The sequence below is a fragment of the Pseudomonadota bacterium genome (assembly GCA_036339585.1).
Classification (GTDB): Bacteria; Pseudomonadota; Alphaproteobacteria; order UBA8366; family UBA8366; genus UBA8366.
This window is the reverse complement of sequence record JAYZAS010000004.1, coordinates 126,695-151,101: the sequence shown is the minus strand read 5'-3', so window position 1 is coordinate 151,101 and position 24,407 is coordinate 126,695. Positions and strand designations below refer to the sequence as shown.

The window sequence follows — 24,407 nt, the reverse complement described above, 5'->3', positions numbered from 1 at the left end:
ATGTTCAGTGGACGCTTGGATTTGCCCTTAAGCAGCGACCCGGCAACACGTCTTCTGCCATGGATTATCAGTGTAATGGTTTTCCTAGCCATGCTTATGCTGGCTGGAGCACTTGTTCTTACTGGTGCCACCTCATCATGGGAAAAAGGCTTGAGCGGGCGGTATACGGTCCAAATTCCACCAATCGAAGGTGAAAGCACAGTCGAAGTTGACCAACGGATCGACCGTGCGATCACGATTCTTGAAGGCACCCCAGGTGTTTCTGCCGCAAAGCAAGTGCCCCCTGCCGAGGTCGCTATATCCCTCGAGCCTTGGCTAGGCGCAGGGACTTCAGTTGTTGATTTGCCGCTACCACACTTAATAGATGTTAGTCTCGCAGATAAGCCGCCAGTGAATCTTGGGCAACTGCGCGAGCAATTGGGGCTAGCTATAAAAGACTCAGTAATTGACGATCACGGCGCTTGGCGTCGACAGATAAAAGAGCTTATTTACTCGTTGCAGGCCCTAGCCGCAGGAATAATTTTACTGATCGCTGGTTGCGCAGTTTCGGCGGTGGTGTTTGCCACTCGGAGTGGGATTGCCGTTCACCATGACGTCTTAATTGTATTACACTTAATTGGAGCAACAGACAGTTACATCGCCCGACAATTCCAGCGGCATGCTTTAAAGCTCGCTTTCAAAGGAGGGATAGTGGGTGCCTTGTTGGTGGGTGCGACTTTGGCCCTTTTTTTCAAGGGTGTAGCCGAGCTAGACCCGATGCTAATGCCTGATTTGCGTTTTACTTTGTGGAACTGGCTAATTTTGTTGATAGTTCCGGTTGTTGTGTGTCTGATCGCTATGCGTACGGCACGAGCTACTGTGCTACGTGAGCTTCGGCGGATTCAGTAATGCGTCGAAGGCGAGCCAGTTTTCGGTTTAAGTTCAGATGGGCATTTCGTGGTCTTTTATTCATAGGTGTGATTTGGATTTGTGGCTTCCTGATTTTTGCGCAATCGCTTCCGGATACCGTAACTATGCCAGAGAGCCGAACAGATGCTATTGTGGTATTAACTGGGGGAAGCTTGCGGCTGGAGACGGGTCTCGATCTTTTGAGTGATAATAAAGCGAGTAAATTATTTGTTTCAGGGGTGCATCGTGGTGTTGACGTGCAGCAATTGCTCCAAATAGTGCGAAGATTTCCGGACGCAGCGACTTGTTGTATAGCGCTAGGGTACGATGCTGATAATACCGAGGGCAACGCAATAGAGACTGCAGCTTGGTTAAAAAAAGAAAATTACCACTCTATACGTCTTGTGACATCGAGCTATCATATGCTGAGGAGCTTGGCCGAATTCCGCGCAGTGTTGCCAGCAATTAGGATAATCGAACACCCTGTGTTTCCAAAATCTTTTAAGGCCAAGAATTGGTGGTTTTGGCCTGGTAGTACGGGATTGATCGTTGAAGAATATAACAAATACTTGATTGCCTATATTCGGAGGAAATTGCTTCGTGCTTTGTTTTGGCGCAGCTGATCAGAGTTTAATATGTTACGTGCTACGATCTTCTATTTTCTTTTTTATGGATGGACTGTTGTTCTAAGTCCATTCTACGTGCCATTGATGCTTTTACCTCGTCGGCATTTCCGCACCGCAACTCGGTTTTGGGTGCGCGGAGCAGTGTTAGCAATGCGACTAGGTCTTGGCATTTCCTATGAGATCCGTGGCCGTCAAAACTTACCACCGGAACCTTTCCTAATTGCATCTAAGCATCAATCTATGTGGGAGACGCAGATCTTAAATTTGGTATTTTATGACTGTATATTTATCCTTAAAAGGTCCCTATTGTCGGTTCCGATGGTTGGATGGTTTGTCCGACGTGCTGGAATGATTGATGTCGATCGAAGCGCTGGGGCCGCTGCCATGCGATACATGCTGCGCACTGCAAGAGAGCGGGTTTCTGAGGGGCATAGCATTGTCATTTTTCCCGAGGGAACGCGCACCAAGGTTGGAGAAGCTCCCCCTTATCAGCCGGGCATAATAGCCCTTTATCGCGAACTCAATTTGCCAGTTGTTCCTATAGCGCTTAACTCTGGGTTCTTCTGGCCTCGGCGAGAGTTTGTGAAGAAAAGTGGTTGCATTGTAATGGAGCTCTTACCGCCAATAAGTCCTGGGTTAAGCCGTCAGGAATTTATGGATGAACTGAAGAATCGCATACAATCGGCAACCGACAGGCTTGAAGTTGAAGCAAAATCAAAAGCAAAAAAGTAACGGGTAGAAAATTAATCTCGCCGCAATTTGGCTGACGTGGAGAGTTTATTTGAGTTGGTTCAGGAGGTTTATGACACTTTGATGCCTTAGATTGCTACCGTAATGCATTCGAACAAAATGATCTGACATGTAACATTATTGAGCATAATTTCCAAAATACTGTTAGGGGTCGTTCTTATCGAGGTACTTCAGCAAGTCTCCTGAAAACACGGCCTAAAGTCTTATCCTGGTAAATTTGGTAATGAAAAAATAGTTTTCACATATGGAGGGGACAATCCGGCTAATGTTTAAAATTTCCAACCGCACTTTTTTAGGCCCATTTCTACTTTTATCGGTGATTGCGGCTGGCTATTCTGCGTATTGGTATTATGCGGCAGGCAAGGCAAAGGAGAAATTCTCGAATGTTGTGAAAGTTTGTCTGACGCAGGGACACTTTTTCGCATTTTCCGATGTAATCTTAGACGGGTTCCCTCACTTAGTTCGGCTTAAGATAAAGAACCCGTCTCTGCGGACCGCACTCAAACAGGTTCGATGGGAAGGATCTGAAGCAATCATTGAAATGCAGCCATGGGATTTTTGGAAGTATAGGATCACATTGCCAGGGACACATCGTTTTGATATCTCACGATCAGGGTTTGGGGTGCCCCTGACATATGAACCAAACGAAACTTCAATACTGGTTCGCTTTTTTACTAATGGGAGACTGGCGGGGAGCCGCATTGATGTCGAAACTTCTCGATTGTTTAATGGTGCAAAAGATCTTTTAGCGTCAGCAGGTAGAATGCAGCTTAATTTGACACAACCGGAAACGCGAGAGATTGGCGTGGGCAAGACGTGGGTTTCACTCTTTTCACAAGTTGAAAACTTGGAAGTTCCCGAGGGCCAGAAGGTACAAATTGGAGGAAAGACTCGGCAAATACAATTCGTAGCAGATTTTAGAAATGCATCGTTAAGTGCATTTACTCACGAAGCTTTACAGAAATGGCAGACAGCTGGCGGTTTAGTAGATATTAGTTGGTTTGACATTATGTCGGCCCCACTGTTCTTACGGGGTCGCGGGTCAGTCGGGCTTGATCCACAGCTTCGGCCCGTGGTTTCCATAACATCGGATATACGGGGATTCTCGGAAACACTGAGTGCCCTCGAGCAATCAAAGATCGTGGAGCCAGATGCTGCAGCAGCAATGCGTGTCGCGCTGACGGTTTTGGCCAAGACGTCGCCAAAAGATGGAGAAAAGATTTTGTCGGTACCCCTTACTACTCGCAATGGGGAGCTTCGGATCGGTCCATTCAAACTACTAAAACTTAAGCCGATTAAACTTCCGTCTCGTTCGGATTGAACGATCCAGCCTGGCCCATTTCTATTATATCACGACGGATTTTTCGCCTACGCCGAAAGGTGCTCTCAAGCGTTTCTCCCTCTTCCCATCGTATTGCACGTTGCATTGCTGTGAGGTCCTCAATGAAGCGTCCAAGTAATTCAAGGACTGCATCTTTATTATTAAGAAAAATATCGCGCCACATTATGGGATCTGAGGCCGCTATTCTAGTGAAATCGCGGAAACCGCCTGCTGAGAATTTTATAACCTCTTCTGTTTTCTCTTCGGGACCATTAGATGATTTTTTTTTGCGTAGTTGTCCTTCGAGATCGCTTGCTGTTCCAACTATAGTATATGCAATTAAGTGGGGCAGATGTGAAGTGATGGCAAGGACACGGTCGTGGTGCGCTGCATCCATAATTTCAACTATGCTGCCAGCCGTTTCCCATAACGCTCTAATTAGGGCGACTGATTTGGGGTCAGTCTCCTCGGGTGGTGTTAATATACAATATCGATTTGCAAATAATTCAGGGAAACCTGATGTAGGCCCAGAATGTTCGGTTCCAGCAACGGGGTGTCCTGGCACGAAATGAACGCCTTTTGGTAGGCACGGTGCTACATCGCGAATAACAGCTACCTTTACTGAACCAACATCGGTTATGATCGCTCCTGGCTTCAATGATTGGCATATAGCCTTCGCTATCTTTTTATTAGCCCCGACGGGGGTAGCCAGTACAATTAAATCGGCATCTTCGACCGCATCAGAAGGTAGGGAATGTGCGCTATCGATAAAACCAATCTCAAGTGCCGTATCTAAGGTGGTTTGTGACCGGGCATTACCAGCAATAGTACCGGCCAAACCTTCTTGTTTCATTAAAAGGCACAATGACGATCCAATGAGCCCAAGACCGAGAACGGCCACTTTGTTAAAAAATGGTTTGTCAGCACTATCCATTCTTCTTACCAACTAAATCCTTCAAGGAGTTGACTAGGGCTTTATTGTCGTCCTCTAGGCCCACTGAAATACGAAGGCAGTGAGGGAGATGATAACTGGTCATGTGACGCGTTATTATACCACCGTTAAGTAGACCTTGATAAACAGTTTCAGCAACGTTTTTACTGCCAAAACTCGCTAGTACAAAGTTTGCTGCTGATGGTACAATATCGAGGCCTAGCTCAGTTAGGCTATTACTTAACCAAGGTAGCCACTCCTCATTGTGAGCAAGCGACCTCTCTGTGTGGGCTTGATCTTCCATTGCAGCAATCCCTGCCGCTTGAGCCGGGCCGTTTACATTAAATGGGCTTCTAATGCGATTAAGTACATCGGCCACAGCAGGCGGACAATAGGCCCAGCCCAATCTCAATGCAGCAAGTCCAAATATTTTAGAGCAAGTTCGTGTTATGACAATATTTTCATTCTGTTCCACAAGCTCAATACCGGCAGTGTAATCGGTGCGAGTAACATACTCAGCATAGGCACCGTCAAGGACAAGGAGTATGTCCTCTCGGAGTCTCTCTCTTAACTTGACCAATGAATTTTTAGTAATATAAGTCCCTGTTGGATTGTTGGGGTTTGCAAGAAATACAAGGCGAGTTCGGTCGGTCACTTTTGATAAAATCTTATCTGTATCTGCGGTAAAATGGGTTTCGTCGGCAGCCACAGGTTTCACGCCTGCCCCGATTGCGAAGATTGGATAAATTGAAAAGCCGTGTTTGCTGAATATTAACTCTTCTCCAGGCCCGGCGTAGGCCCGTATCAACATTTGAATAATTTCATCAGAGCCTGCACCACAGACGATCCGAGCTGGATCACAGCAAAATCGATTTCCTATGGATTCGCGTAAGCCTATTGCGTGGCCGTCGCAGTAACGGTGCATATTCTTAGCTGCATTTCTGTAGGCATTAATCGCATTCGGGCTTGCTCCAAGCGGCGTTTCATTCGACGCAAGTAGAATCACTTTTTCAAAGCCATCAACGCTGTGACGTCCTCCAACGTAGGGTGCTACGTCAAGAATACCGGCTCTGGGCTTAGGAAGCTTCATTTTTCATTACCAAATGCAGGGAGGGGCTCGGCATAAGATCCAATTATTGCGATTCTTAGTATTTCACTAATTTTGTTCAAATGTTCAATCCGGGCATCAATTTCAGTGATAAAGCTGCTGATCTCAACCAAGTGATACCAATCCCCTTGCTGGGAGGAAGTTAGCAGTGACGAATTAAGGCCAACACGCATTGTAAGGTCACAAACTGCAGACCTACTGAGTGGTTCTTCCGTTGCTATTACGAGTAAGGTGCGGTCATCTTTAGTTGTATCTGGTAGAATGCGCCCTACCGCAAAGGCAGTAGCAGCCTCATCGGGATTATTGCGTACGTTCGTTCCCTTGAAAAAGGGAAGTTTATAGACGATTTTCAATCCGTCTGGTACCATTAGGCTTATCCACCATGGGTCTGTTGAGTCATCACTGGGTGTTGGGACGACACCAATAGTAGCCTGACCGGATGCAACGCTGTTTAACACTACCTTGATGTGAGCGAAGTGCTGCATAGTTGTTCCAACGCCAAACTGATCACGAGCTAAATCCCAATAAGTTTGATTTTTATCCGTTACATAGACTGCCACCTTGTAAGTGGGCATTTCCATGCGTGTGATTCCCGCAATTATTTCGCGCCAGATTCGTGCGACTGCGACTTTTGGAAAATTACCGCGGTGTCGAGTCATAAGGCGACGTAGAATATAAGCTTCCCGCCCAGGTCGCACAGTTGCTATGGATTCTAAGCTCTTCACTTCTTTGATGCGTGTTACCAAATTAGCTCGATCCATAAGCAGGTCATGGACTTTACAGTCAATATCATCTATTTCAGCCCTCAGCTCGTCTAAGGTCTCTCGTTTCTCTACTTTATTCGGCATTTTTTTCATCCTCAAGCGGCGCTACTAGTAGTCCCTCCGCGCAGATAAATCAAAGAAAACATTGACACTCACTGTGGCAGGCCCAATATCCCGGGCTATTAATGGATATTTATAGAAATAAGCTATTTCGTATAAGGATAAAAGAATGCTAACAGGCGACCAAAAGTCGCGACATCTAGTCACAAATGCCAGCGGGTTTACCATCACGCTTGGTGATACACAACCTATGAGCTTGGATAATGGGACTCAATTCGGTCCATTCGATATTGCATATCAAACTTATGGTGTTATGAATGCTGAAAAGTCGAATGTAATTCTTATTTGTCACGCATTAACCGGGGATCAGTACGTTGCGAGTGAACACCCCGTGACTGGGAAGCCGGGTTGGTGGGATGACATGGTGGGGGCTGGCAAGCCAATCGACACTGAACGATTTTTTGTAATTTGCATAAATGCATTAGGTGGCTGCATGGGCAGTGCCGGCCCCAAAGAAATAGATCCAAAAACCAACCGACCTTACGGCCTTGAATTTCCGGTTATTACAATTGCCGACATGGTCCGAGCGCAAAAACTTGTGATCGAGCAATTAGGTGTTGACCAGCTTTTCTGTGTTGTGGGTGGTTCCATGGGCGCGATGCAGGTGCTTGAATGGGCCTCCCGTTATAAGGATAATGTTTTTTCCGCTATGCCTATCGCAGGTGCAGCAAGGCACACGGCGCAGAATATTGCCTTTCATGAGGTAGGCCGGCAGGCAATTTTAGCGGATCCGGATTGGCATGGCGGTAATTATATGGAACACGGTTCAGTTCCCAGACGGGGGCTTGGTGTGGCTCGTATGACTGCGCATATCACTTATTTGTCCGAGGCGGCTCTCCATCGCAAGTTTGGTCGTAATCTCCAGAATCGCGCTCAGCCGTCCTACGGTTTTGACGCTGATTTTCAGGTTGAAAGCTATCTCCGGCATCAGGGAAGCACATTCGTGGAACGTTTCGATGCGAATTCTTATTTGTATATAACACGAGCGATGGATTATTTTGATTTAGCTGCTGAATACGGGGGGTCGTTGGCGGCCGCTTTTGACGGCGTCAAAGCAAGATTTTGTATCGTTTCTTTTAGCAGCGACTGGTTATTCCCTACAGCAGAGAACAGAGCTATCGTGCATGCGTTAAATGCCGTTGCAGCTGACGTTAGCTTTGTCGAGATTGAAAGTGATCAAGGCCATGATGCTTTTCTACTCGACGAACCAGAATTTCGGCGCGTAGCAAGAGGTTTTATTGACTCGTGCGCTGAGCAGCGTGGCTTGGGGCGACCGGATCGGTAGATAAATATCATGATGTCTAATTATATGCGTAGTGATCTCCGTTTAATTGCTGATACCATCCCGCCTGAAAGCCGAGTACTTGATGTAGGGTGTGGTGACGGATCATTACTTGGCTTTCTAAAGAGCGATAAACGAGTTGATGGTCGCGGGATTGAACTTAGTATGGCGGGCGTGAGGGAGTGCGTTAGCAACGGGTTGTCAGTGATCCAAGGCGATGCAGACACTGATCTAGAGGCATACCCGGATGATGCCTTTGATTTTGTTGTATTGAGCCAAACCCTTCAAGCAACACGCCGTCCTCGTGAGGTATTGGAAAACCTTATTCGGATAGGAAATAAGGCGATCCTATCATTTCCTAACTTTGGACACTTGGGCGTTCGATGGAGTCTAGCTTTAGGCGGACGGATGCCGATAACTGGCAATCTGCCAGATAATTGGTACGACACACCTAACATTCACCTTTGTACAATTCATGATTTTTTGAATCTATGTGAGGATATTGAAGCAGAAATCGAAGAAGCTGTTGCCTTGGGTGCTAACGGCTTACCGTTAGGGTATTCTGCTTGCGCGTTGCGGGCCAACTTATTGGCTCCTCAGGCAATGTTCGTGTTGAAGAAGCGTTAATTAGTTATCTCAATATCGCTCCCAGCCACTACCCTTGTATTTAGGTTCAAACTCGTGAGGGTGCAGTATTTCTGCAATGATTTCCAATGATTGTGATATTCTAGGCCCGGATCTATTGAAGTATTGATTTCCATCAGCCAAGTATACGTCACCCGCTTTGACACATGATAGTTCGTGCCAGCCAGGAAAATTGGCTAACGTAAACATTTCTGCACGACAGCGTTTCAGGTCAAATCCGCAAGGCATCACTATTATTACATCTGGATCCGAATTTTTTAGTTCTTCCCAATCCATCCATGGAGAATGAATGCCAATCTCACCAAACAGATTAATTCCTCCCGCCATAGCGACCAGTTCTGGAATCCAATTGCCAGCAGCCATGAGGGGAGCTATCCACTCTATGCATACCACTCTGGGCCGTGATTGGAGAGCAGCACATTTCTTATCTATGGTAGACATGTTCACTCTGATTTTCGAGATTAGTTCGCGGCCCCTGTCATTAGCATCAATAACTTCAGCTATGTTTTTTATATCCTGCCAAATATCTGTAAGTTGATTTGATTTCAGTGAAACAACGTCAACACCATGGTGAAACCAATCGCCCAGAACACCAGATAGTTCAGCTTCGCTTACGGCACATACATCGCACTGCGATTGCGTAAGTATGATGTCTGGTGCGGCGGCTTTAAGCAAAGGCACATCAATCTCGTAGATCGAAAAGGCGCTGGACAGAAGATCTTTTATACTCTGGTCGATATCGCTCGATGGCACGGTTGTATCAATATTAACTTTTGTACAGACTGGAAGACTGCAGACTGATCGTGGATAGTCGCACGCGTGGCTGCGCACCACTAATTGGCTCAATGCACCTAGTGCTGCGGTAATTTCTGTGGCATTAGGCGTAAGGCTGGCGATGCGTGCCATTTTATCGTGTACTTACTATTTTCAATTGAACGCATATTTCTGATTCATATTATCGTCTGTGCCCAGATTTTTTCGCCTACGCCGGGTGCGATAAACTCCAAGACCCACTGCGAAGGTTCCCACTAGGATTGGCATAAAAGCTATGTTGGCGAATCGTATCCAAGTTTCTAGTCTACTTATATCTTCATTCAATTTCAGCCTGACATTGCGAAGCTCCTTGCGGGTGACAATTAGCTCGTTAAGTGCTTGTTTGATTTCTATTTCTATTGTCTTTTTTCTGTCTGAATTATTAGTCTCTGTTTTTTCATCCTGCCTGTCACGTAATTCCCCAAGTTTCTTTTCTGTCATTTTAAGCTTGCTGGCTAAATTTTGCTCGGCTTTACGATACTTAATCTCAGCTTCTCTTCGAATCTCATTTACTTTTGAAAAAGGCCTGCGAGTGGTGCCGCGAGATCGCAAACTAATCAGGTCAGCGTTGCCGGTAAAGTGATCTACGGCATTTATAACAAAATCGGCATTATTTGAGGTTGGCACCAAGACATTCTGGCCAAGAAACTGTCGTACCTGCACCCAAAAATGATTTTCTAAAAAATCGGCATCAGAAACTAGAAGAACATTGAACGGTTTTTCAGAGGTTTTTAAATGAGACGCGATTTTTTTCTCGCGATCTCGTTTTTTTTCTTCTTCTTCCGCGGCAGTTTTAGCTTCTACATTAGTATCTTTCGCAGTAGGTGCCGGTTTTGAAGTATTCCCTAACTTATTTTTTTTTACTTTGTCCTCGACTATTTCCGGAGGGCCATCTGGGAAAATCGATGCGAATTTTCCTGATATGCGGGTCGCAAGTATCAATTCTTTTCCACTTGGTTTGAAATTAGCTGCCATACTTTCAACGTCCACGCGGCCCTTATGTGTTTTGACATCGACCTTTTGACTGTCTTTTGTTGTGCGGACCAAAGGTTCTACCTCTATACCAGGAATCTTTGTAACATCAATAATCCCCGCGCTTTGGAGATTTAATAATCGCAGTTCTGACGTTACTGGGTCATTGCGCGACATAAGGCTAGCTGGAACGGCTAACCACGTTACGAAGGGGGCTGGGAGGATACGTGTCGTTGTACCCGCATTAACCATGCGTGCAATGGAACGATCAGCAGCTATAAATTGACCGGAAATAGTGATGCCCCAACGGTCGAGAAACTCTTGCACATTAGAGACTGAATTAAGAGTTGGTTTTTGTCCTTGCGGCATTGAAGTGCCGGCTGCTGTCTCATTAAAGGGATCTAAAATGAAGATGGCTTTGCCACCTCTGAGCAGAAATTGATCAAGTTCGTATTTTTCATCCATTTCAAGTTTGAGTGGATGGACGATTATCAGAACATCCGGCTTTTCGAAAGGTAAATCTCGGAGGCTGAACATATGGTTAACTTCAAATCGTTTTCTTAACTCCGGCACTATTCGATACGCCTCAGTTGGCAGGCCTGCCATCATACGCCGCATGTCGCCGAACAGAGGGCGACCAGTATAGATTGTTATTATTTTCTTATTTGAGCTTGAGACTGCATGGATCATTCGCGCTAAATCATATTCGAGGAACTTTTCGCGCTGCGATTGAAAGAAGGGAATAACCGAGCTTTCCTCTCCCGATTTAACTTGAAGCCCAAAATATGCCTGATCGCCGGATTGATCCAATGGTGCGCCCTGCAGCCCAGCCTCAACGGCTTCGTCTTCGATTTCAGAAAACGCAACGGGGTCCTGCTCTTTGATCACGACTTTCCCTCCACCGGCGAGTTTCATTTCGTTAAGCATGTCGCGAACCCGCTTAGCATAGTTTCCGAATGCAGGTGCTGCGCTACTTAACTCCTTGGAGAAATAAAAATTCAAAGTAACCTTGTTTTCTAGGTCACCCAACATGTTGCGTGTGCCGTCAGATAGCGTGTGCAGACGTTCTTCAGTGAGGTCGAGGCGTGTACCAGAAATGGGTGCAGCTAAGAAATTGACCAAGGCAAAGAGAACTAAAACGGAGCCCCCCGATAAGATCCATCCATGTTGATGCTTGAAAACTTTCCGTAACATTTAAAACTCTCGTTAATTTGACCGGACACGATCGATTACGATCGCATTTAGGGTTAGAAATAGTCCAATAATACTTATAAAGAAAAGCACACTTCGGAGGTCTAATACTCCTTTGGAAATGCCGGCGAAGTGATTAAGAATGCTAATATATCTGACAAACTCTAGAAATTCATCATTTGCCCAGCCACTTACGAAATCTATGACTATAGTTGAGCCCATAACTACGAAAAAGAAACACACGGTTACTGTAACAACGAAGGCAATTACTTGATTGCGTGTTGTAGCGGAGATGAAAGCTCCAACGGCAAGATATGAGCCCGCCATTAACCAGCTTCCAAGGTAACTGGCCAAAATTACGCCGTTGTCGGGATCTCCTAAATAATTGACCGTAATCCAAAAAGGAAAAGTAAGGGCTAGCGCGATACCCGCAAAACACCACGCTGCAGCGAACTTCCCCACAACGGCCTCACGCAAGCGTATGGGTAGTGTCATAGTAAGTTCAAGTGTGCCGGTTTTGCGCTCTTCTGCCCATAAGCGCATAGACAAAGCGGGTATTAGGAAAAGGTAAAACCATGGATGCAAGCCAAAAAATGATTGCAATCCAGCGTGCCCTTGTCCAACAAAATTTCCGACAAATATCGTTAGTATTCCCGCTAAAACTAGAAATATAACAATAAAAATATAGGCTAGTGGAGTGGCGAAGTAGCCTGCCATCTCACGTTTAAAGATCGTTGTTGTGGTTCTCATAATTTTGGACTCAACTCTGTCGCGTAATGGTTCGAAAAACGTCATCAAGACGACCGCTCTCTGTGCGGATTTCATTTATCTTAAGCCGCGCAGAACGGAGTGCTTGAGCAACCTCCTCGTTAATTGGCTCTTTGTTTTTTGGATAGGCAATCAACCAATTCTCACCGATTGGTTGTACTCTTCGGACTGAGTCGAGCTCCTCCAATACTTTTTGCGCCTTTTCGATGTTGGGTACAGCGATTGAAACAGCATTGTAATGTCTTGATTTCTTGAGGAGTTCTCTTGGCGTTGCGTCGGTGAGCAACTTGCCTTTAGCAATTATCATGGCCCTTGTGCAGACTGCTTCTACCTCCTCAAGAATATGAGTTGAGATTATGATTGCTTTCTCATGTGCCATTTTTTGTATCAACTTTCGAACTTGGTGTTTTTGATTGGGATCAAGGCCGTCAGTTGGTTCATCTAGGATTAGAATTTCGGGATCGTGCAGCATGGCTTGCGCTAACCCTACACGACGTTTGAAGCCTTTTGATAGAGTTTCTATGGGCTGCATAAGCACATCATTAAGTTGTGTAAGTGCTGCTGCTTTTTGAACTTTATTTTCAGCATCATCACTTTTAAATCCGCGCACTGCACTGATAAATTTTAAAAATCCCCAAACCGACATATCTGCCCACATCGGGGCTCCCTCCGGCAGGTATCCTATTGCACGTTTCACCTCTATTGGCTTGTTGCGGACGTCATAGCCATTTATTAGCGCTGTTCCACTGGTTGGTGAGAGGAACCCTGAAATCATTTTCATAGTTGTTGATTTGCCTGCGCCGTTGGGACCAAGAAACCCAAGAACTTCGCCCTTTGACAAGTTGAAAGATATATCATCGACAGCGAGCGTATCGCCAAATCTTTTGCTAAGGCCTTTGACCTCGATCATAAAGTGGATACCTCCAAAACAAACTTACCCTGTTTACATTAGACACAGGAACTCATGGATAACATCTATTGGCATACGTCATTGAAGAAGAAAGCCTATACCATAATAACATTTGGGTAACGAATTAGGCAATTCCAAGGCTAACCTCAACGGCCTTACAACAAAAATTAAGACTTAACTTAAAGAATGGTACTGTTGGGAGCTGTAACTGAAGAATATCGGGCTCTACAATCTGCTACTCGAAAAGTGGCTTTACACCTGAAAAATGCAAAATATTGGTTAGAACCGAGGTATCATAGGCTGTGAGGAATGTCGTTAAAATGGGAGCATCTTGATTGAAATTACGAGACAGAGAACATTAGAATTGCTGCATATTAATAAACGTTGGCTTTTGTGAACTCTTTTCCAATCACAAAAGCCGTCTTTGCATATAGGGCTATATGTATGTCGTTAAAAGCTTTTGCGTTGCAGCAATTATCTTGCGAGTGCGAAATTTGACGGCTAGCATAACGCAAGGTGAGTGCAATTATTATCGAACGAAGGAGATGGATTATGCCATTTGGGCGAATAGGTGTTATTGGTGCGGGCACCATGGGTTCCGGCATAGCTACCAACATAGCAGGGCATGGTTTTTATGTTCAGCAAGTTGATATTTCATCAGAAACACTTTATCGAGCACAAAGAGCAGCCGAGAGATTTTACGCGCGCAATGTTGAAACACAACGGATGGATCTTTCTGCCAGCGAAGCAGCGCTTGCAAGACTGAGTTATTCTAAAGATTTTCAAACGCTCGCTGATTGCGATCTAGTCATTGAAGCAATCTTCGAGCGTATGGATGTCAAAATGCAGCTATACGATATGGTCATACCTATTCTTAAGGATGAAGTTATTCTTGGCACCAATACAAGTTGTTTGCGAGTAAGCACCCTTGCTAAGGCTGTTGCTAAGCCACAAAACTTTATTGGTATTCATTATTTTAATCCTCCTACAATTAGTCCTATTGTTGAAGTTGTTAAGGGAGCGAAGACGGCACCCGAAGTAGTGGACTCCATAGTTGAATTTTGTAATCAAACAAACAAAAAGCCCGTCCTTTGCAAAGACAGTAATGGATTTGCGCTTAACCGGTTTTTCTGTCCCTACGCCAATGAGGCAGCTCGTCTCTTCGATGAAGAGGCTGGTTCACCCGCTGAAATTGATCGTGTAGCCAGTGATGTTTTAGGTGCGGCTGCGGGGCCTTTTGTCGTTATGAATTTAGTTGGAATGCAGGTTATGTCGCATGCTCAGAATAATCTGGCCCAGCTTGGGCCTTTCTACAGCTTAGCCAAATCAGTTGAGGAAAAGGGTTTAAGTGGTGAGATTTGGTTAATAGATGAACTTAAAAGTGCACCTGAGCCTGAGCGCGACAGTGTTATCTCTGATCGGCTTCTCGGCGCTACCTTTCTACCTATTTTGCAGGCCCTTGATGAGGAGGTTGCAAGTCCAGCTGACATCGACATGGGCGCGCAGCTTGCGTTAAAATTCGGCAAGCCACCATGTATTTTAATGGATCGGCTTGGCACCCTTGAAGTTGAGCGGATTCTGAAACCTTTTGCGGAAAAATATGATACAGCAATGCCGGTTTCATTGTCTAAAATCGGAGAATTGACCAAATCAAATAGTGCATACATTCTTTGATTGGAATAAAACCGTGTAATGCAAGGTGTTCGGTCAATGTTGTGTCCCTTCTGTGGTCGTGAGACACCTATAGATTATGTTCATGGGCATGCTCAATGCATCCATTGCAAGAATAATCACTCTCCTTGTTGTGACGGCGCTACCTGCGACAGCAATTTTGAGGGTGAGAGGTCCAACCATTTTTCGAAAGGTGGAGAAGAACCCAAAAGGGAATGAAGAAAGTTTTTTATTTCAGGACGCACCAAATAGTTCGGATCGTGCTATGTACAATAAAAAGGAATCAGATCCACTGAATTGTTTTAAGATTTGCTTGTCGGGAGTGTTGATGCCGATCGTTCGCCAAAGGCCATTTCTTATTGGTACAGTGCTATTTATAGTCTCTTTGTGGGCTTTATTGTATCTTTTTTCAACGGCGATGGCCGCGAACAAGGAAATAAATGGCCTTGCACAGGTACTGTCCGCGAACCTCATTCTTATCAAAGGTAAAACTATTCGTCTGTTTGGTATTCATGCTCCTCAACTAGATCAGATTTGCAAGATTAATGGAGCTAGGATGCGGTGTGGCGTGGTTGCTTGGGCTGAGCTGATTCGGATTGCCGATGGTGCCTACCTGTCTTGTGATGTGGAAAAAACCAAGGACAGAAAAACAGGGGTAAAGGTTGCTACCTGTTACTCAGGTGAGCATGACATTGGAGAATCGCTTGTACGCACGGGTTACGCAAGGGCTCTTATTTCTCAATCGGATCGTTACAGAGTCGATCAAGAGGACGCCAAGCAGTCTGTTCGTGGTCTGTGGGCGGGGGAATATTTTTCGGGCGCCGATGATGCGGCTGTTCCGCTCGAACGTAAGGGTAACAATAAGCTAGAGAAGAAAAAAGCCAATGGACTCATAGAAGAACCTCAAGCTGCCATTGTGCCAAAAACATCCTCTGCGGCATCCCCGAAAGGTAAGAGTAATAGTATAGGTTTATACGGAAGGGAAAGCAGCAAAAAGATAATTAAAGGGCTGAGTAAAAAGAAAACTGGGAAGCAGCAAGCGGCTAGTCCAAAAAGTACTTCTAAAGAACTCCAATCAAATGCAGTTAAAACGAAAAAGGTTCATCTCAGTGGCAAACCGTTGAGGCCTACTGCACCATCAAGAGCGCGTGGGAAGAAAAATCTCAAAAGGCAGTCTTTAGTTGCCGAGGAAAATACTGCTCTCCAAGAGGCCTCGGAAATTAATGCTGTGAAGGAGGATCTAGTTGATAATGCGGAGCTTACCAATGAGGCCGCGCCAATGTCACGCGGGGCGGGGTCATTTTTCCAACGCATTTTTGGTGTCGATACCGACAAGTTTGATGATAGCCAGGAATTCTGAATTACCCAACAGTTTGGCAAAAAATGCACCTTCGGATAAATTCTGAAAATCACACAAAGTTTGTGAATTTTTGAATGGTTTACTCAATCTCCAGGGGATATCATCTTTTCAGGCCGCACAAGATTTTCAAATTCTTGCTCCGTTACGTAGTTAAGTTTCAATGCTTCTTCCTTCAATGAAGTGCCATTCCTGTGAGCCGTTTTTGCAATCTCGGCTGCTTTGTCATACCCTATAGCTGGCGCCAACGCGGTTACCAGCATTAAAGATCTTTCCATCAAATTGGTGATATTGCTTGTATTGGCAGAAATCCCAGCCACACAGCGATCAGCAAAACTTATAGCTGCATCTGATAAGAGGGCTATAGACTGAAGCATTGCGAGGGCCATTACCGGCTTATAAACGTTCAATTCAAAATGCCCTTGACTGCCCGCGAATGAGATTGTTGCGTTGTTTCCATGAATCTGTGTACAGACCATAGTCATGGCTTCAGCTTGTGTAGGATTCACCTTGCCCGGCATTATAGATGAACCAGGTTCATTCTCAGGAAGTGATAATTCACCGAGGCCAGATCGCGGACCAGATCCGAGCAACCGTATATCGTTAGCGATCTTAAATAAAGACACAGCAACGGTATTGAGTGCGCCATGAGCGTGCACATAGGCATCATTTGCGGCCAGCGCTTCAAATTTATTGGTTGCAGTACGAAACGGAAGTCCAGTGATTTTGGAAACCTCAGCGGCAAAATCCACATCAAAACCAATTGCACAATTGAGTCCGGTGCCAACGGCGGTGCCGCCCTGTGCTAAATGGTATAATCCATCTCGAGCTGCCGATACACGTTCGATACCTAATTCCAATTGAGCGACGTAACCACTGAATTCCTGTCCCAAAGTGAGTGGTGTAGCGTCCTGTGTGTGGGTTCGACCAATTTTAACAATATCTGACCATTCCGTTACTTTTCGATTTAGCGTTTTTTTCAGATGCACTAATGCAGGAATAAGTGATTCATTCACTTCTTTAGCTGCTGCAATATGCATTGCGGTCGGAAAGGTATCATTGGACGATTGCCCCATATTACAATGGTCGTTAGGGTGAATGGGATCTTTCGTTCCAACTTCCCCACCCAAAATTTCTATCGCCCTATTGGAAACCACTTCATTTGCATTCATGTTTGTTTGCGTGCCGGAGCCGGTCTGCCATACTACTAGGGGAAAATGGTCATCTAATAAGCCATCAGCAATTTCACCAGCGGCCTTGTCAATCGCCTCGGCCCGAACCGCATCAAGTTTTCCTTGAGCTCTATTGACTCGAGCAGCAGCTTGCTTAATGACTCCTAGCGCGTGTACTAGAGGTCTTGGCATTAATTCCTGGCCTATAGGAAAGTTTATTAGCGAGCGTGCTGTTTGTGCGCCGTAATACTTCTCTGAAGGCACTTCCAAAGTTCCGAAAGTGTCAGATTCCATGCGAAGACTTTTTGACATTTTGACCTCTTTTCTGTTCTGCCCGCATGGAAAATAGGAGCACACAATGACAAGATTGTAAGGTGCACGAATGTTGAGTGAATTTTTCCAGGTCAGGGCAACACTATCATTATTAACACTCGTCGACCATATTGCCCAGCTTACTTAGACTGATGCCTAACTGTCAAAACTCTAATTCACATTAGGGCTTTTAAAGGGGAAAAATCCTAAATAAAAGAAAGCGGATCCATTTGTCTAACCACTGTGGAACGTAGAATGAAAAATGCAGAAAACTGCATTAAGTCCTCACAGCTTTGGCATGCTATTCGTCAAAACAGCGGCGTGGCCAGCAAACGATTTATCACAGTGGATCGTATTAAATCGCGGCAAATTTCGTCTATTAACAGTCGTGTTATTGGTTGTGCTTTGCGATGCTATTTTTTTATAAAGGTGTCTGGTTTTCTCTTTGCAACTTCGAAGGTTGCAACGGTGATTGCTACCGCTGCGAGAATGGCTAAATGCGCTAAAGCTGTGAAGCCGAAAATCCACATGCTGCCCATATAAATAGAAAATGCGGTACACCACATCCAAGCGAGAATTTGCATTATTAAATGCCGCACATTTTCGTCAGGAATGTGCCGTAAAGGATTATGCCGTGCGTTCATTACCGAATTCCAAGTCTTAACGATAAACGCGTTCATCAGAAATCCCTCCAAGTAGCTTATTCCACGAACGTAGTGTTAAAAGGTTTGGTTTCAAGCCCCTACCGCATTGATTTTGCGACCTGACCCATGCGACTGGCATTATACTTTCCTAACCTATTGCCTATAAAAGTACCAACCCCGTACCCCAGCGGTGGTACAAATTTTGGCGCGCCCGGGAGGATTCGAACCCCCAACCCCCTGATCCGTAGTCAGGTACTCTATCCAGTTGAGCTACGGGCGCTTGGGACTCAAGAAATGCAACACCCTGAGCCATTTTATTCAATCTCATGGTTTGATAAAAATATAAGGTTATAACTGCGTAAAACTTATTAGCCCAGCGCTCACGCAATGTCACCTAGAAGTTTCGATTTAATTGTTTTCAGCTTTTCCGACCAACCCAGAATACACCGCCTTGCTCGAACGTACGGTGCGTGCTTTGTGAAAACAATAAAGAGACTGGTAACAATAAAGTTTAAAACTGATACTTTGGGTGAAGGTTAATCTTAATTAAAAAAAATATTGGTTTGTTACTCAACCAGAAGGTTGAGCACCACTGATGGACTGAATTGCCGGAACGTATTCGATGTTGACCGATATCAGGAAATGAACCGTCACCGTCGACTGAAAAAATAGCGGCGATCAAAAAATTTCCAACATTCTGTATATTGTATATATTATTTAAGGATGGCACCCTATATTGTAACATGGGGCCATTTGCTGACTGAACTGGTTTGTTAGCGATGGTCACCAGCTACGAGAATGATAAGTTTAGTAAGAGTCACAATTAGGGTGGGATAAATGTTGCGAATTCCTGTTCAATTGTCCATATTTGGTTAATTGGAGTATAGTGTATATGTGTGGTAGAGTTTTTCCTAGGCATGAAGGTCTGTATTCGAATACAATGCGTTCGGTGTTGCCGCGTGCACTTAGAGGGCTTATGAAAGTTGGTTCTGTTTAAGATTGACAAAGTTTGTAAATCGCAGGGTGGTATTTTGAAATGACATTTTCGCGAAAATTGCTCGTTTTGTTTTTAGGCGGCTCCCTCCTTGCTGGCTGTGAGTCAAATTCCATGTGGCCGTCCTTGTCGAGTGAAGCGCCTCGGGCAGCCTCAAACTCGACTAAAATTAATATTGCTGCACCAAGTGCCCCGGCTCCAGTTGGATCGGTCGGACGAACCTACCAGCCCCCTCAGTCAATTAACCCATCTGGAAAATCCAGCAAAACTGTGGATCGGGCCGTTTCAGAAAGCCAAACGGCTTTGGGAGGCAAGGAAACAGGCACTTTTGTGGGCAAGAAAATTTTTTCGATGCGCGGAGACCTTTCGAAGTTGAAAGGCGCAATAAACAGATTAAACAGTCGCATGTCGAAGCTCCGTGGTGAAAATGAGGCAGCCACCCAACGCTACCATGGAATTGTCGCAGCAATGAGTGCAAAACTGCAGGCTGGAACTACGCCGGGCAATCCAGTGCTAGTGAAACAATGGAATGAAGCGCAGAATCAGTTGGAGAAGATAGAAGGTAACATATCTAAAATGAACGGGCTCTCAAATGACTCGGGCTCTGAAGCCACTGTGGCTGGATATCTCCTCGACAGCGTACGTGCTACATACACCCTGAGCGGAGCCGTTGATGAAGACCACGTTCAGTTGCGGCGTCTTGAAGATGAAGTAAATCGTACGGTAGTGTTTATTGATCGGCTTTTAAATGAGTTGTCAAATGACATAAATAGGCAAACAGGGTATTTGGGAAATGAGCGGCGTAATTTGACTACCATGTCCATAGCCATAAAGAATGGAGAACGCTACGGTGCCAGCTTAGTCAATCGCGCCTTTGCGCAAACCGAGATTAAGACACGAGCAGCTGTGCGCTCTGGTAAGCGCCGAGCAAATAGCCGGCCTCTCGTGGTTATACGTTTTGATCGTCCAAACGTCGCTTATCAGCAGGCATTATATAACGCGATCAGTCGTGCCGTAGAGCGGAAACCAGAGGCTGCTTTTGATCTGGTGGCAGTTAGTCCAAACGCCGGCACCCCATCCGCGCGTATATTAAATACCACGGCGGCCAAGCGAAATGCTGAAGGAGTTCTCCGAACGTTGACTGATATGGGTTTGCCAGCGTCGCGGGTGAATTTAACTGCAGCTAACAGTACTACGGCCCGGACAAATGAGGTGCGTGTTTACGTGCGGTAGACACCCTAAAAAAGAACTGTACATAAACTACGAGACATGTCTTTAAGTGCTTCCCAATAAAATACTTAATATCAAGGCTTAGCATTTGTGCATGCCTGTTAGGCAGCGGAATAAGAATGAATTAGAAGAAAAACACTGTTGTTTCTAACCCGCTTCATGGCTCTACGAACTCGTCCTCTCACACATTTGTACAAATTAAGTGTTGAACTCAATGGGTACATTGTCGATTAACCTCGTAGAATTCAGGTTTGCCGCAGCAAAGATTCTGGCAAATCTTTTGGATCCGATAGTGTCCTCTGTTTTCTCCAAGGTTATCCCGTCCCTAACATCTACATATTCAATATTGTTAAAGCCCGCAATTTTTAAAGTATCTGCTGCCCACTCTTCAACTTCTCTGCAGCGCGCGCCCTTTGCTATATTACTCGCAGCCTCTTCTAATGTTTTAAAGAGTGTAGCGGCAACCTGCCGCTGTTGATGATTGAGATAAGTATTGCGGGATGACAGCGCGAGGCCATTTTCGTCGCGTATTGTTGGGCACCCGATAATCTCACTTGGGATATTTAGATCTTTAACAAGCTGTCGTATTACAAGTAATTGTTGGTAGTCTTTTTCGCCGAAATAGGCTCGGTCTGGCGCACACTGATTCAGAAGCTTAGCGACTACTGTCGCTACTCCACTAAAAAAATCGGGTCTCGCTATTCCACACATACATTCGGTGAGGTGGCCAACTTCAATCCGAGTTGCAAAGTTCTGGCCGTAGATCTCTTGAACGGGAGGGGCATAAGCGATAGACACATCAAAAGCTTCAAGCGCCTCAAGATCCTGCTCTTCGTTGCGCGGATATCTCTCTAGATCCTCATGTGCAGAAAATTGCTTGGGGTTTACAAAAATACTTACAATAACTTTGTCGCATTCAGCCTTTGCATGCTCAATGAGAGAAAGATGACCCCTGTGCAACGCACCCATCGTTGCCACCAGTCCCACTCTCAGGCACTGTACTCGCCAAGTATTAGCCAGTGCACGAATTTCAGTAACAGTACGAATGATTTCAGGCATACTCTAAAAGCTAGCCCGAGACTTTGCGTGGCTCTGCTCCAAAACAATGTTCTGCATCTGGAAACTTTCGTTGACGGACATCGTGAGAAAACTTTTCAACCGCTTTCGCCATTTCATTGTTGAGCTCTGCGTACCTCTTCACAAACTTCGGGCGGAACGTATTAAACATACCAACTAGATCTTCGGTTACTAACACTTGACCGTCACAGCGTGGTGAGGCGCCGATACCAATTATTGGAACTGGCGTGTTTTCAGTAACACGAGCGGCTACCGGCTCAACTGTTCCCTCAATCACGATTGCGAATGCCCCTGCTTGGGCTATAGCTTCCGCATCTCGCAAGATCTGGTCTGCTTCTCTGTGGTCTTTTCCATGGCTACGGAACCCGCCGGCGGTATGCAGACTTTGTGGTCGCAGGCCTACGTGCCCGAAAACCGGCACCCCACGTTCACTTAGAAAATGCACCGTGTCCTCCATCTCTACGCCACCTTCTAGTTTTATAGCTTGGCAGCCAGTTTCAGACATTATTCGAGCCGCATTCCGAAATGCTTCTTCTTTACTTCCTTGGTAGCTTCCAAACGGCATATCAACAGCAACAAGGGCAGTACTAGAAGCCCTTACTACTGCTTTGCCGTGACCAATCATTGTGTCGAGTGAGATACCTAGTGTTGTCTCCATTCCATAAAGAACCATTGCCACTGAGTCTCCCACCAATAGGAGATCCACATATCGATCAAGAATTTCGGCAGTTGGTGCAGTGTATGCCGTTAAGCACACAATTGGCTCCCCGCCTTTCCTGGCCTGGATGTCTGGTGCTGTTAGACGTCGTTCAGTTTTATTCATGGTTGTGGTCCCATCCACCATCCTGCGGTACGATCACGTCGACGTGAGTTACATGTCACATGTGGTGCATTGCAGCAAGAGAGAACTTGGATTCTCTCACGTCACAGTGCAATTTTCCATATAGGAACCGATAAAGTCTTTGTGGAAAGCGTGTTAGATCTGAATTCGCCAAATTACAAAAAGCGGCTATTGTAATTTTAGTAAAGTCTTCTTTCTTCCGTCTTCCAATAGATCAAAACTAATTTAGGGCGTTGTTTAAGTAATATTTGAATGTAAGATAGCACCTAAAAGTTGGCTAATTATTGCCCGCATTTATATGCCGAGTTGCCCGGCGTCTTAGTCGCTTGTACAAAACTGGAAGCAGAGTGAAGGTGGCAATACTGCAAAGTAATACAATCGAATCAGGCGTGAGTATATAATCGACTGTGAAGGTATTGCCGCTGCTTAATATTGATCCTAGGCTTGCACCGGCTGTTGCGAAGATGAAAGTGCTTGGTATGATGCCAAAAAAAGTACCCAATAAATACGGTCTTAGACCAACACCCAAGAAGGCCGGCACAATATTTACTATGAAAAAGGGAAATATTGGTATCAGTCGTAGGAAAAGCATGTAGTAAAGAGCATTTTTTTGAAAACCTGGCTCCATTATTTTGATATTACGTTCGGCACGTTCACGAAGTGACATGCCTAGTGCAGTTTTAGCTAATGAAAAAACGATGTAAGCACCAGTGGTCGCCGAGGTTACGACATATATTGTTCCGAGCGCTTGGCCGAATATATATCCCCCCAAAATCGTAAGCAATGTACCTATTGGCAATGAGAGGGCTACGCTCATTATATAGGTAAGCATAAAAATCGCTGTTATCATGGAAGGGTATTGTTTGGCCTGTCCCAAAATCCAGTGTCTATGGGCTTTTATAGTCTCCAACGTGGCGAATTCGCCAAGACCTGAGATAGAGAATATAACAAACCCTAACCCAAGTATTAGCGACACACCTATTCCGATACAGAGTGGTCGGAAGCTCTCCCAGAGTCTACATTCCGCGTCAGGGTCAATTTTTGTTGGTTTTGTAATCATGATATTCTTTAACAGTAGTTGGCGGAGGATAATGTGCTACAAAAATTTTGTTTGGATTGCCATTTAGTTGCATTCTTCTTGATCACTTGTTTTGCAGGGATCGTTGACTTAGTTGGCGATAAATCCTATAGAGCGCACGATATTTAATAGCGTTTGGAGTCCTTTGTGAAACGTACATTTCAACCGAGTAGATTAGTCCGTAAACGTCGCCATGGTTTTCGCGCTCGAATGGCAACGAAGTCCGGCCGTCAAGTTCTTGCCCGGCGGCGCGCCAAGGGCCGCAAGATTTTGTCTGCATAGGCATGCCGACTGGCATATTGCCGCTGAAACAGCGCGCACAGTTTCTCCACGTGGCTGCCGCTCGACGCTACTTTGTTGCCCCGAGCCTGTTATTACAGGTGTGCCTTAATAGCGAGGCTGGTAAGACTATACGTGTCGGCTATACTGCTAGCAGGAGGGTTGGCAACGCTGTAGTTCGCAATAGGGCTAAGCGACGCTTGCGTGCAGCGGTGGAGGAGGTTATGCCTTCACATGGCGTATTGGGTTGCGATTACGTAATTATAGCAAGGTTGGCGACAACTAAACAGCCGTTTCATGCAATACAAGCGGATCTGAAGACTGCGATGAAGAAATTGAATGTATGGCGCAAAGCTGGTGTGATGGCGTCTCAATTTGAAGCTAGGGGAAAATGAATGCACTTTGTTGGAAAATGTCTTGTATTCTGCATTCGCTGCTATCAGCTTACTGTTGCCGCTTTTACAGGGAATAACTGTCGATTCTCCCCGAATTGTTCAACTTACGTTGCTGAAGCGATTAAAATCCACGGTCCATGGAACGGGGTTTTGCTCGGAATCGCGCGCATTTTGCGATGTAACCCTTGGGGGTCCTCGGGTTACGACCCAGTACCACCTGACGCGGATGATAACCACTCCCAGTTACCACCTGGTTAACTTGTACAGA

24 protein-coding genes and 1 tRNA gene are annotated in these 24,407 nt (G+C 45.4%); 12 read left to right on the top strand and 13 right to left on the bottom strand.

Going from position 1 to position 24,407, the window contains the following annotated elements; genetic code table 11:
- From VX941_03625 to VX941_03610, 4 genes are all read left to right on the top strand, one after another.
- Positions 1-888 (top strand): hypothetical protein, encoded by an 888-nt coding sequence (locus VX941_03625; protein ID MEE2932494.1) that lies wholly within the window; start codon positions 1-3, stop codon positions 886-888.
- On the top strand, positions 888-1,511 hold the full coding sequence (locus VX941_03620; protein MEE2932493.1) for a YdcF family protein: 624 nt from the start codon (positions 888-890) through the stop codon (positions 1,509-1,511). Before VX941_03625 ends, VX941_03620 begins: the two co-directional genes overlap by 1 nt.
- A 12-nt stretch (positions 1,512-1,523) precedes the next feature.
- On the top strand, positions 1,524-2,246 hold the full coding sequence (locus tag VX941_03615) for a lysophospholipid acyltransferase family protein (protein MEE2932492.1): 723 nt from the start codon (positions 1,524-1,526) through the stop codon (positions 2,244-2,246).
- 283 nt (positions 2,247-2,529) lie between these two features.
- Positions 2,530-3,585, top strand: a complete 1,056-nt coding sequence (locus VX941_03610) for a DUF2125 domain-containing protein (GenBank protein ID MEE2932491.1) — start codon at positions 2,530-2,532, stop codon at positions 3,583-3,585.
- Here the strand turns inward: VX941_03610 and VX941_03605 are convergent.
- From VX941_03605 to pheA, 3 genes are read right to left on the bottom strand one after another with little or no spacing between them, the layout of a single operon-like run.
- Complete coding sequence (locus tag VX941_03605; GenBank protein MEE2932490.1) at positions 3,560-4,519, bottom strand: prephenate/arogenate dehydrogenase family protein; 960 nt, start codon at positions 4,517-4,519, stop codon at positions 3,560-3,562. The two genes, VX941_03610 and VX941_03605, sit on opposite strands and share 26 nt — an antisense overlap.
- The gene (gene hisC, locus VX941_03600; protein MEE2932489.1) at positions 4,512-5,606 is read right to left on the bottom strand and encodes a histidinol-phosphate transaminase; all 1,095 of its coding nucleotides are present in this window, start codon (positions 5,604-5,606) and stop codon (positions 4,512-4,514) included. The genes VX941_03605 and hisC overlap by 8 nt, the downstream gene beginning before the upstream one ends.
- On the bottom strand, positions 5,603-6,472 hold the full coding sequence (pheA, locus tag VX941_03595) for a chorismate mutase (GenBank protein ID MEE2932488.1): 870 nt from the start codon (positions 6,470-6,472) through the stop codon (positions 5,603-5,605). Before pheA ends, hisC begins: the two co-directional genes overlap by 4 nt.
- Positions 6,473-6,617: 145 nt before the next feature.
- Between pheA and VX941_03590 the strand changes: the two genes are divergently transcribed.
- Both VX941_03590 and metW read left to right on the top strand, forming a co-directional pair.
- Positions 6,618-7,793 carry a homoserine O-acetyltransferase gene (locus VX941_03590; protein ID MEE2932487.1) on the top strand — a complete coding sequence of 392 codons (1,176 nt, stop codon included), beginning with the start codon at positions 6,618-6,620 and terminating at the stop codon, positions 7,791-7,793.
- 24 nt (positions 7,794-7,817) lie between these two features.
- Positions 7,818-8,417, top strand: a complete 600-nt coding sequence (metW, locus tag VX941_03585; GenBank protein ID MEE2932486.1) for a methionine biosynthesis protein MetW — start codon at positions 7,818-7,820, stop codon at positions 8,415-8,417.
- A gap of 9 nt (positions 8,418-8,426) precedes the next feature.
- Here metW and VX941_03580 read toward each other — a convergent pair whose 3' ends face one another.
- The 4 genes from VX941_03580 to VX941_03565 are packed head-to-tail and all read right to left on the bottom strand — an operon-like array spanning position 8,427 to position 13,089.
- Entirely contained in the window at positions 8,427-9,341 is a 915-nt protein-coding gene (locus VX941_03580; protein ID MEE2932485.1) for a cobalamin-binding protein, read from the bottom strand.
- 21 nt (positions 9,342-9,362) lie between these two features.
- Entirely contained in the window at positions 9,363-11,414 is a 2,052-nt protein-coding gene (locus VX941_03575) for a Gldg family protein (protein ID MEE2932484.1), read from the bottom strand.
- Positions 11,415-11,426: 12 nt separating this feature from the next.
- The gene (locus VX941_03570; protein MEE2932483.1) at positions 11,427-12,161 is read right to left on the bottom strand and encodes an ABC transporter permease; all 735 of its coding nucleotides are present in this window, start codon (positions 12,159-12,161) and stop codon (positions 11,427-11,429) included.
- Between the two features lie 10 nt (positions 12,162-12,171).
- Positions 12,172-13,089 (bottom strand): ABC transporter ATP-binding protein, encoded by a 918-nt coding sequence (locus VX941_03565; protein MEE2932482.1) that lies wholly within the window; start codon positions 13,087-13,089, stop codon positions 12,172-12,174.
- A gap of 552 nt (positions 13,090-13,641) precedes the next feature.
- On the opposite strand from VX941_03565, the gene VX941_03560 reads away from it, so the two are divergent.
- Together VX941_03560 and VX941_03555 are read left to right on the top strand one after the other, a co-directional pair.
- A complete protein-coding gene (locus VX941_03560; GenBank protein MEE2932481.1) occupies positions 13,642-14,763 on the top strand; it encodes a 3-hydroxyacyl-CoA dehydrogenase family protein in 1,122 nt (373 codons plus the stop codon).
- An 82-nt stretch (positions 14,764-14,845) separates the two neighbouring features.
- Positions 14,846-16,120: a thermonuclease family protein gene (locus VX941_03555; protein MEE2932480.1), complete on the top strand. Its 1,275-nt coding sequence runs from the start codon at positions 14,846-14,848 to the stop codon at positions 16,118-16,120.
- Positions 16,121-16,203: 83 nt separating this feature from the next.
- Here VX941_03555 and fumC read toward each other — a convergent pair whose 3' ends face one another.
- The 3 genes from fumC to VX941_03540 form a co-directional block, all read right to left on the bottom strand.
- On the bottom strand, positions 16,204-17,601 hold the full coding sequence (fumC, locus tag VX941_03550) for a class II fumarate hydratase (GenBank protein ID MEE2932479.1): 1,398 nt from the start codon (positions 17,599-17,601) through the stop codon (positions 16,204-16,206).
- 413 nt (positions 17,602-18,014) lie between these two features.
- Positions 18,015-18,281 (bottom strand): hypothetical protein, encoded by a 267-nt coding sequence (locus VX941_03545; GenBank protein ID MEE2932478.1) that lies wholly within the window; start codon positions 18,279-18,281, stop codon positions 18,015-18,017.
- 167 nt (positions 18,282-18,448) lie between these two features.
- Positions 18,449-18,525 (bottom strand) — tRNA-Arg (locus tag VX941_03540).
- A gap of 756 nt (positions 18,526-19,281) precedes the next feature.
- Between VX941_03540 and VX941_03535 the strand changes: the two genes are divergently transcribed.
- Positions 19,282-20,472 carry a hypothetical protein gene (locus tag VX941_03535; protein MEE2932477.1) on the top strand — a complete coding sequence of 397 codons (1,191 nt, stop codon included), beginning with the start codon at positions 19,282-19,284 and terminating at the stop codon, positions 20,470-20,472.
- A gap of 195 nt (positions 20,473-20,667) precedes the next feature.
- Here VX941_03535 and panC read toward each other — a convergent pair whose 3' ends face one another.
- From panC to VX941_03520, 3 genes are all read right to left on the bottom strand, one after another.
- Positions 20,668-21,528, bottom strand: a complete 861-nt coding sequence (gene panC / locus VX941_03530) for a pantoate--beta-alanine ligase (GenBank protein ID MEE2932476.1) — start codon at positions 21,526-21,528, stop codon at positions 20,668-20,670.
- Positions 21,529-21,538: 10 nt separating this feature from the next.
- Positions 21,539-22,369: a 3-methyl-2-oxobutanoate hydroxymethyltransferase gene (panB, locus tag VX941_03525; GenBank protein ID MEE2932475.1), complete on the bottom strand. Its 831-nt coding sequence runs from the start codon at positions 22,367-22,369 to the stop codon at positions 21,539-21,541.
- A gap of 295 nt (positions 22,370-22,664) precedes the next feature.
- Positions 22,665-23,447, bottom strand: a complete 783-nt coding sequence (locus VX941_03520; GenBank protein ID MEE2932474.1) for a TVP38/TMEM64 family protein — start codon at positions 23,445-23,447, stop codon at positions 22,665-22,667.
- 165 nt (positions 23,448-23,612) lie between these two features.
- On the opposite strand from VX941_03520, the gene rpmH reads away from it, so the two are divergent.
- The 3 genes from rpmH to yidD are packed head-to-tail and all read left to right on the top strand — an operon-like array spanning position 23,613 to position 24,397.
- The gene (gene rpmH / locus VX941_03515; GenBank protein MEE2932473.1) at positions 23,613-23,747 is read left to right on the top strand and encodes a 50S ribosomal protein L34; all 135 of its coding nucleotides are present in this window, start codon (positions 23,613-23,615) and stop codon (positions 23,745-23,747) included.
- Positions 23,748-23,749: 2 nt separating this feature from the next.
- Complete coding sequence (gene rnpA / locus VX941_03510; GenBank protein MEE2932472.1) at positions 23,750-24,139, top strand: ribonuclease P protein component; 390 nt, start codon at positions 23,750-23,752, stop codon at positions 24,137-24,139.
- Positions 24,140-24,397 (top strand): membrane protein insertion efficiency factor YidD, encoded by a 258-nt coding sequence (gene yidD, locus VX941_03505; protein ID MEE2932471.1) that lies wholly within the window; start codon positions 24,140-24,142, stop codon positions 24,395-24,397.
- Positions 24,398-24,407: the final 10 nt, after the last annotated feature.